At 68.8% G+C, this 8,757-nt stretch carries 9 protein-coding genes; 7 read left to right on the forward strand and 2 right to left on the reverse strand.

Annotated elements, in window-relative coordinates; all coding sequences use genetic code 11:
- The first annotated feature begins 68 nt into the window (after window positions 1–68).
- The 7 genes from H5J26_RS25225 to H5J26_RS25255 all read left to right on the forward strand — a co-directional run bounded on the left by H5J26_RS25225 (window position 69) and on the right by H5J26_RS25255 (window position 5,745).
- Window positions 69–713 carry an HAD family hydrolase gene (locus H5J26_RS25225; RefSeq protein ID WP_181768267.1) on the forward strand — a complete coding sequence of 215 codons (645 nt, stop codon included), beginning with the start codon at window positions 69–71 and terminating at the stop codon, window positions 711–713.
- A gap of 46 nt (window positions 714–759) precedes the next feature.
- A complete protein-coding gene (locus H5J26_RS25230) occupies window positions 760–1,941 on the forward strand; it encodes an acetoin utilization protein AcuC (protein WP_181768268.1) in 1,182 nt (393 codons plus the stop codon).
- 114 nt (window positions 1,942–2,055) lie between these two features.
- Entirely contained in the window at window positions 2,056–2,871 is an 816-nt protein-coding gene (locus H5J26_RS25235; RefSeq protein WP_181768269.1) for a phosphatase, read from the forward strand.
- Between the two features lie 129 nt (window positions 2,872–3,000).
- On the forward strand, window positions 3,001–3,210 hold the full coding sequence (locus H5J26_RS25240) for a helix-turn-helix domain-containing protein (protein WP_158677109.1): 210 nt from the start codon (window positions 3,001–3,003) through the stop codon (window positions 3,208–3,210).
- Between the two features lie 148 nt (window positions 3,211–3,358).
- Entirely contained in the window at window positions 3,359–3,457 is a 99-nt protein-coding gene (locus tag H5J26_RS25245) for a 30S ribosomal protein bS22 (RefSeq protein ID WP_003948845.1), read from the forward strand.
- Between the two features lie 193 nt (window positions 3,458–3,650).
- Window positions 3,651–4,733, forward strand: a complete 1,083-nt coding sequence (locus H5J26_RS25250) for an NAD-dependent epimerase/dehydratase family protein (protein WP_181768270.1) — start codon at window positions 3,651–3,653, stop codon at window positions 4,731–4,733.
- A complete protein-coding gene (locus H5J26_RS25255; RefSeq protein WP_181768271.1) occupies window positions 4,726–5,745 on the forward strand; it encodes a lysophospholipid acyltransferase family protein in 1,020 nt (339 codons plus the stop codon). Before H5J26_RS25250 ends, H5J26_RS25255 begins: the two co-directional genes overlap by 8 nt.
- A gap of 122 nt (window positions 5,746–5,867) precedes the next feature.
- On the opposite strand, the gene H5J26_RS25260 is transcribed toward H5J26_RS25255, so the two are convergent.
- On the reverse strand, window positions 5,868–7,199 hold the full coding sequence (locus H5J26_RS25260) for a DUF5667 domain-containing protein (protein ID WP_181768272.1): 1,332 nt from the start codon (window positions 7,197–7,199) through the stop codon (window positions 5,868–5,870).
- 248 nt (window positions 7,200–7,447) lie between these two features.
- Window positions 7,448–8,311, reverse strand: a complete 864-nt coding sequence (locus H5J26_RS25265; protein WP_181768273.1) for an ECF subfamily RNA polymerase sigma factor, BldN family — start codon at window positions 8,309–8,311, stop codon at window positions 7,448–7,450.
- Window positions 8,312–8,757: the final 446 nt, after the last annotated feature.

Below are 8,757 nucleotides of genomic sequence, written 5' to 3' on the forward strand. Positions count from 1 at the left end.
AACAGGAAGCCCTGTTGGTGTGACACCACACCAACAGGGCTTCTTTTGTTTGCCCGTACAGTTGCCGCATGGGCAGCTATGACGTGGTCATCTTCGACAACGACGGCGTGCTGGTGGATAGCGAGCCGATCTCCAATCGCGTACTCGCGGACTACCTGACCGAGTTGGGGCATCCCACGACGTTCGAGGAGTCGATCCGTGACTACATGGGTGCTGCCGTCCACCGGATTCACGATGTCGTGCTGGAGCGTTCCGGCCGGCACCTGCCCCACGATTTCGACGACGTCTTCCACCGCCGCGTATTCGCCGCCTTTCAGCGAGAGTTGAAGCCCGTCGCCGGCGTGCCCGAGATCCTGGCCAAGCTTGATGCCGAGGAGCTGCCGTACTGCGTGGCCTCTTCCGGCAGTCACGAGCGGATCCGTGTGGCCCTGAGGAAGACAGGGCTCTACCAGCACTTCGGCGAGGAGCGCATCTTCAGCTCGCAGGACGTGGGCAAGGGCAAGCCCGCCCCGGACCTGTTTCTGCACGCCGCCGAGCGGATGGGCGTCCCTACCGGGCGGTGTGCCGTCGTCGAGGACAGCCCACTGGGCGTACAGGCCGCTGTGGCCGCCGGTATGGACGTGTACGGCTACGCAGCGATGACGCCTCGCGAGAGGCTGGCCGGAGCGACCCTCTTCTCCGACATGGGGGAGCTCACGGCGCTGCTGTCGTAGAGCGGCCAGCCTCGGCACCTTGGGAGGTGGCCGGTACGGTGGCGGGATGAGTGGCGGCGCGCAGTTGATGTGGGACGAGGAAGTCACGGGCTACAACTTCGGTCCCGGACACCCGATGGATCCGGTCCGGTTGGCGCTTACGATGCGGCTGGTCGAGGCCATGGGCCTGGATTCCAGCAAGGAGTTGAAGGTGTCCGCCGCCAAGTCCGTGGGCGATTCGACGCTGCGGCTGGTGCACAGACAGGACTACATCGACGCGGTCCGTCGTGCCTCGGCCGACCCCGGTTCCGCGGACCTGGAGTTCGGCCTGGGCACGCCGGACGATCCGGCGTTCGCCGGCATGCACGAGGCGTCCGCGCTGATCGCCGGACAGTCCGTGGCCGCTGCGGATGCGGTGTGGCGCGGGGACGTGCAGCACGGAGTCAACTTCGCCGGCGGCCTGCACCACGCGATGCACGCGTCCGCCGCGGGGTTCTGCATCTACAACGACGCGGCACTGGCCATCGCGCGGCTCCTGGAGCAGGGCGCGGAGCGAGTCGCGTACGTGGATGTGGACGTGCACCACGGTGACGGTGTCCAGGACGCGTTCTGGAACGACCCGCGCGTGCTTACGATCTCGCTGCACGAGCATCCGCGGATGCTCTTCCCCGGCACCGGATGGGCGGAGGAGAGCGGCGGCCCGGACGCCGAGGGCCGCGCGGTGAACGTGGCGCTGCCGGCCGGTACGGGTGACGACGGCTGGCTGAGGGCCATGGACGCCGTCGTGCCCGAGCTCCTCGCCCAGTTCCAGCCGCAGGTCCTGGTCACCCAGCACGGTGCCGACACCCACTTCGAGGACCCCCTCGCGCATCTCGCCGTGAGCGTGGATGCGCAACGGGCCGCAGCGGAGGCCCTGCACGAGTGGGCACACCAGTACGCACAGGGGCGATGGGTGGCACTCGGCGGCGGTGGCTACGCGGTCGTCGACGTCGTGCCCCGGACGTGGACGCATCTGGTGGCGATCGCTGCTGGGTCGCCCATCCCGCCGGAGGCCGAAGTACCTGAGTCCTGGCGCCAGTTGGTGTACGCGAAGACGGGCAGCCCCGTGGCGCCCAGGAGGATGACGGACGGGCGCGAGCCTGTCTGGCGCAAGTGGGGGGAGACGGGCTACGACCCGGCCGACCCGCTGGACCAGGCGGTGCGAGCGACGCGGAACGCCGTCTTCCCTGCGCACGGGTTGATGCCGTAGCGGGGTGTGGCGGGCGTCTTACGGGGCGGCCCGCCACTCCCGTACAAGGATTCGCCAGGTGGACCCGCGCGGCCCGGCGAGCGGCGGTGACGCCGACCGGCAAGCATGGCCGGTGTGTTGAGCGTCGACGCGCTGCGTGCGCATCTCCTGGGCGCCCGGCTGGCCGGCACGACCGCCACCAGCCGGGAGAAGAGCCTGCGGCGCTACAGGCTCTTCTCCGCAGGGGATCCCCGGGCGTTGATCGGGCTCGAGCCCCGGAGGGACTGGCCGCTGCCGGCGTTGCTGGCGCTCATGGCCGAACAGTGTGGTGTGTCGGCGGATCCGGCTACGGTCTCCGGACAGGACACCATCGACCCCGAGCTGACCATCCGGTCCCTGGACGACTTCGCCGAGAGGTTGCACAGCGCTGCTGAACGGCGCATTCCGGTGCTCTTGGGGACAGGTCACCCGGGCCGACTCCTGGACTTCTACGCCTCATTGGCCTCAGCACTCTCGGCGGCGGGATGCACTCTCCTCACATCAGCGGAGGGGCGACGTATCGACATAACGACCCGGTTCGGCGTACGCCAGTTCAGCCTCCGCTACGTAGGAGGGGTCGCGTTGGTTCGGGAAACCGGCGTGCGTACCACCCCTGGTGCGCCCGGTGCGCACACCCACTCGCCGCTCCCTGTGCGGACGGTGCTGGCCGCCGCGATGTCGGAAGGGGGGCCGCTGCCGGAGTTGGTCATCGGGGACCACGGATGGGTCTGCGCAGCAGGTCAGTTGGGTATTGAGGCAATAGGGCCCGCAGATACGGATGATCCGGCGCTGTTCGTCGGTCAGGCGGAGGGCCGAATCTCCGTCGTGGTTCCCGTAGATGACGCTGTGCGCTCTTCCTACTACCGTCCGCTGGCTCGCTATGTACTCAAACGCGCCCGTCTGTCACAGTAGGAGGCTGAACGCTACTCCTCTTCCCCACTTGCATCACCCGCCCCTAATCTGGGGAGGAGCGCACATGCGAGCGGGAGTCGCCGGAAGGGGAAGCCGGTGACCGACATGTGCGGAAGGTTCAGGTGTGACATGGCTGCTGGCAAGGGACCTCTCAATGAGGTCAACTTTCTGACCGTGGCGGAGGTCGCTTCGGTGATGCGAGTCTCCAAGATGACCGTGTACCGGCTGGTGCACAGCGGTCATCTGCCGGCGATCCGGGTGGGCAGGTCATTCCGGGTCCCAGAACAGGCCGTCCATGAGTACCTCCAGGAGTCGTACGTGGGGGTGGAGACCGCCTGACGGTGTCCGCGTCGACCCTCGGATTACGAGCAGCACTCGACGCCGGGTAGGCTGAACCCCATGTAGGTCGTGTGGGCTCGGACGCCCCGCGCCGAGTTGAGCGGTTCTCTCCGTACTCTGCGGAGATGATGTGTGAGCGAGGGTAGTCGTGGGCTCTGTAATCAAGAAGCGGCGTAAGCGGATGGCTAAGAAGAAGCACCGCAAGCTCCTCAAGCGCACGCGTGTTCAGCGTCGCAACAAGAAGTGAGCGAGCGCGCCGAGTACGTCACTGGCCGCCGTTCTGCCCGTCCGCACCAACTGTGCGGGATGGCAGGGCGGCGGTTTCGTGTGTGCGGTCCGGGTTTCGCGGGCCGGGGTGGGGACAGGCGGTAAACGGAATCCGTAGATGGAGAGTCGCCCCGTCGCAGTACGAGCGCCGGACGGGCGGCAGGGGAGGGATCTTGGGCAGGGTCGTGCTCGTCACCGGAGTGGCCCGTCAGCTCGGCGGGCACTTCGTGCGCCGTGTTCAGCGCGAGCCTGACGTGGACCGGGTCGTGGGCGTCGACGTCCTGCAGCCGTTGCACCACTTGGGCGGCGCCGAGTTCGTACGCGCGGACATCCGGCAGCCCGACATCGGCAGGGTGCTGGCCGAGCACGGCGTCGACACGGTCGTCCACATGGACGTGCACGGGTCGCCTCTGGCCGTGCCGGGCAGCGGCAACCGCAGTTCGGTGAAGGAAACCAACGTCATAGGGACGATGCAGCTGCTCGGGGCATGCCAGAAGGCGCCCTCGGTACGGCGGCTGGTGGTGAAGTCGTCGACGAGTGTGTACGGCGGGGCGCCCCGCGACCCGGCCGTCTTCGACGAGTCGACGCCCGCCAAGTCGCTGCCCAGCGGCGGATTCGCGAAGGACGCGATGGAGGTCGAGGGGTACGTGCGGGGCTTCGCGCGGCGCCGTCCCGACGTGTCCGTGACGGTGCTCCGCTTCGCGCACGTGCTCGGCCCCTCGGTGGATTCGCCGCTGGCCTCGTACTTCGCTCTGCCCGTACTGCCGACGGTGCTCGGATACGACCCGCGGCTCCAGTTCGTGCACGAGGACGACGCGGTCGAGGTGATGCGCCTGGCGGCCCGCGATCCACGCCGCGGCACACTCAATTCCGGGACGTTCAACATCGCCGGAGAAGGCACCTTGTTGCTCTCGCAGTGCGCGCGGAGGCTCGGCCGGCCGACGGTGCCGCTGCTGTTGCCCGCGATCCGCTGGGGCAGGTCGCTGCTGCAGTCCGTCGGGGCGACGGACTTCTCACCGGAGCAGGTGCGTCTGCTGACGCACGGCCGTGTCGTGCGCACCGTCCAGATGCGCGAAGTCCTCGGATTCGAGCCGCGGTACACGACTGCGGAGACGCTCGCCGCATTCGGAGAGAGCAAGGGGCCGGGGCTGCTGCCGCCGGAAGCCGTTGCGCGTACGGTCGACAAGCTGGCCGAGATGGTCGGTGGGCAGCCGGAGCGGAAGCCGCAGGACGAGGAGGTCGGCAGGCATGGCTGATGCGAAGGTCATCCCGTTCGGGTCTCCGGACGACGGCCGCGACCGGCGGCGAGGGGAGCCCGTGCGAGCTGTGCAGGCGGACTCGGGAACATCGTCGGACGGACCCGGCGCGGCCTCCGGGGGTGCTTCCGAAGAGCACTCCGACGGCGCGGCGCGGGCCGAGGCCGCCGGAGGTGCCTGGGAGGACAAGCTCGCGCAGGGGCTGGCTTTCCTGCGCAGGCGGGTCACCGGAGAGTACGAGGTCGACGACTTCGGCTACGACCCCGAACTGACCGACCAGGTCCTGATGTCGCTGCTGCGTCCTCTGTACGAGAAGTACTTCAGGGTCGAGGTGCGCGGCATCGAGAACATCCCCGACGACGGCTCGGCGCTCGTGGTCTCCAACCACTCCGGCACGCTGCCGCTCGACGGTCTGATGCTCCAAGTCGCCGTCCACGACAACCATCCCGCCGGGCGCCATCTGCGACTTCTCGCGGCGGACCTCGTCTTCATGCTGCCGATGGTCAACGCGCTCGCGCGCAAGGCCGGGCACACGCTCGCCTGCTCGGAGGACGCCGAGGCGCTGCTGGGCAGGGGCGAGGTCGTCGGGGTGATGCCTGAGGGGTTCAAGGGGCTCGGGAAGCCCTTCGCGGACCGCTACAAGCTCCAGCGGTTCGGCCGGGGCGGCTTCGTCTCGACAGCGCTGCGGGCGGGTGCGCCGATCGTGCCGTGCTCCATCGTCGGGGCGGAGGAGATCTACCCGATGGTGGGCAACTCCCGCACCCTCGCACGGCTGTTGGGGTTCCCGTACTTCCCGATCACGCCGACGTTCCCCTGGCTGGGGCCGCTCGGTGCCGTCCCGCTGCCGACGAAGTGGACGATCCAGTTCGGTGAGCCGATCGAGACGGACGGCTATCCGGCGGGCTCGGCCGACGACCCGATGCTGATGTTCAACCTCACGGACCAGATCCGGGAGACCATCCAGCACACCCTGTACAAGCTGCTGGTGCAGCGGCGGTCGGTCTTCTTCTAGTCCGCGGTGTCCACAGCGTGTGGACGGGCCCGCCGACTCCGCTCAAGGCCTGCAGTCAGACCGAAGCCCCTCCGGGACGCCCGGAGGGGCTTCGTACGTCAGGTGAGGGCGGAAGCCCTCGGTCACTGCTTCTTGTAGTCCTCCGAGAGGTTCCGCAGGCCCGGCAGCACGTCCGGGACGATGGGCGGCAGGGTGACCTCCGAGTGCGGCGGCGCCTCGCCGTTCTCGCCGGACCCCGGCCCGGAGGACTGGCCGGACGGGCTCTCCGGCGGGTCGAACAGGCCTGTGCCGCCGATCAGTTCGCCCGCTTCCGGACCGGAGCCGGACGGTGAGGGTGAGCCACTGCCCTGGCCCTTGCTCGCTTCCGACTCGCCGGAACCCGAGGAGGCGGAAGGCTGAGGCGAGGTGCGGCCCTCGCCGGTACGCCGCTCACCGCCTTGGCCACGCTGATGTGAAGGATCAGCCGATGAGCCGGAGATGAGGCGTGCCAGTGGGCCGACGTCGCTGTCCATGGCGTCGAAGACCGAACTCACCTCGTCTCCCACGTCGGTCAGCTGGACGGGCAGCCTGTGCCTCAACTGGGACCAGCCGTCACGGTGGTTGGAGCTGAAGGACGACAGGGAGCGCATCGGCGCGATGCTGCCGTCCCGTTCGTAGGCGGCGCTGAGAAGCCGGTGGCCCTCGGTGGCGTCCTGCCGCATTCCCGAGAGGGCCTTGCGGACCTCTGCCAGTGACTCGTGGTCGAGTTCGGACCCGCCGCGGGCCCGTTCCATGAGCCTGCGGGCCTCTTTCATACGGGTCGAGGCGTGGTCGAGGTGAACCTGGCCGCGGTCGGCGTCGTCCCCGGCGAGGTTCAACTGCAGGTCTTCCATGCCCCGTTTGAAGCCGTAGAGCGTGTCGCCGGGGAGGGCGTCACCGCTCGCCGCCGCGACACCGCCGAGGGCGGACGCCGCGACGCCGACGCCGAGCCCGCCGGCTGCCAGCCCCTTGCTCAGTCTGGATCGGGGACGCAGCTTGCTCAGCGGGCTGAGTGCCGGTGCCCGGTGCGCTCCCTTCCTGCCCTTGTTGTCACGCTGCTCGGGCACCTTGCCTGCGCGCGCCTCGCCGGAGGCGAACTCGGCCTCCATGGCGGCGATCAGCTGCGCGCGCTGCACGGTCTTGACGTCGGGCGCCAACGCCGGCTTCGGCAAGGCCTTGAGCCTGTCGGTCACGTCGAGCAGCGGCACGGGGTCGGTGTCGCTTCCGCCCGGGGGTGAGCTCTCGGCGCCGGTGCTCCGATGGGCCCCGGTCGCGGACGGATGTCTGGGCGCGGGTGGACGCACGGGCTTGGGCGAAACGGCACGCACGCCCTCACCATCCGTCCTCTGGTCGGGCGTCGCCTCGTCGAGCTCGTGCTCATCCAGGGCCTGGGCGAAGGCGGTTGCCCGCCAACTCGTGGCTACGGACCCGATCACGGGCGGCACCTCCTCTCGTCAGCACGGTCCGCTCCCCACAGATGAAGGCTGTGCTGCAAACCGCTCACGTTCACTCGGAAGTGTGAGCGAACCCTTGCGAATCACGGCTGCGGGGAGTCTGCTGCCCCCACAACGAGCCGGAAGCCAGTCGGGTTACGGACTCACGATGATGTGACCGCACGCGCTCACGACGTTACGTGGAGTCACCAAAAGGGTGGCCGTGAGCTCGTGCGTGGAAGGGGCGACGGTCAGCGCGCGTCAGGCGGGAGCAGACGGGCGAGGGTGCGGACCGCGCGGTACTGGAGGGTCTTGATGGCGCCCTCGTTCTTGCTCATCGCCCGTGCCGTCTCGGCGACCGAGAGGCCCTGCAGGAAGCGGAGCGTGACGCACTCCTGCTGCTGCGGATTGAGCCTGCGCACCGCTTCGAGCAGCGCGGCGTTGGAGAGGGACTCCAGGACCGAGTCCTCGGGGCTGCGCTCGACCTCGTTCGCGTCGAGCATCTCCCCGGTGGTCACCTCGAGCCGGAAGCGGCTCGACTTGAAGTGGTCGGCGACCAGGTTGCGCGCGATCGTGACCAGCCAGGCGCCGAAGTCGCGCCCCTGCCAGGTGAAGGTGCCGATGCGGCGAAGCGCCCGCAGGAACGTCTCACTTGTGAGGTCCTCGGCGGTGGCCTTGCTGCCGACGCGGTAGTAGATGTACCGGTACACCGTGTCGCTGTACTGGTCGTAGAGACGGCCGAAGGCCTCCGCCTCGCCGGCCTGCGCCCGCTCGACGAGGTCCATCATCCGGCGGCTGTCGGTGTCGGAAGCGGCGGGCCGCGCCCGTCGGGCGGTCGATGTGCCCGAGCTGGACGTTGCTCCGCTGCGTGTCCTTCTGCCCACGTTTCCGGCTGGAGCAGCGGCCGCGGTGGACTGCGCGGCGCCAGGGGTTGTGCCGACGGCGGCACGGTCGGTCAGGGCGTAGTGCGGGCCGGCCGGGACGGGCACGGCTGTTGCAAGAGCGGGGACGGCGTACGCGTTGGGGCCGAGCGTGCGCAGTGCGCCGACGGCGGTGACGACCGTGCTGCGCAGCGTAGCCAGGCCCGAGGCGTCAACCCCGACGTGTGGGTACACGGGACTCCCAGAGGCAGAGCTTCCATCACGTGCAGTACGGGACCGTTCGACCCGGATTGGGGCGGGTGGGTACCGATTGCGTCTGAGGAGAATAACGCTTCGTGTAGACAGTGCTACGCGTAGTTGCTGAAATCGCCGAGTCGGTCTGATGTGTTACACATTGGTGCCCTATCAAGTACCGACTGTGATCAGCCTTTTGACCGCTTCGTGGTCACAACTTGTCGTTTGGGTGGCGACTTGTGGCCGTACGTCGGAAGCGTGACTGGCCGGGGCGGGGTGCGGGCGCGGAACGGGAATTGCCCCGTGCAACCTCGCTGCGCGGCGTGCCAGTACGGGCGGCGCTGCGCCGTCGGGCGAGCTGAAGCGCTATCGGCGGCGGCGTTGCAGGGCGACTGTCCGACGACGTGGAACTCGTCACGACACTCCACGGAGACGAGGCCGTCTCC

The organism is Streptomyces albidus (ex Kaewkla and Franco 2022) (assembly GCF_013870515.1).
In the GTDB taxonomy this organism is placed as follows: Bacteria; Actinomycetota; Actinomycetes; order Streptomycetales; family Streptomycetaceae; genus Streptomyces; species Streptomyces albidus.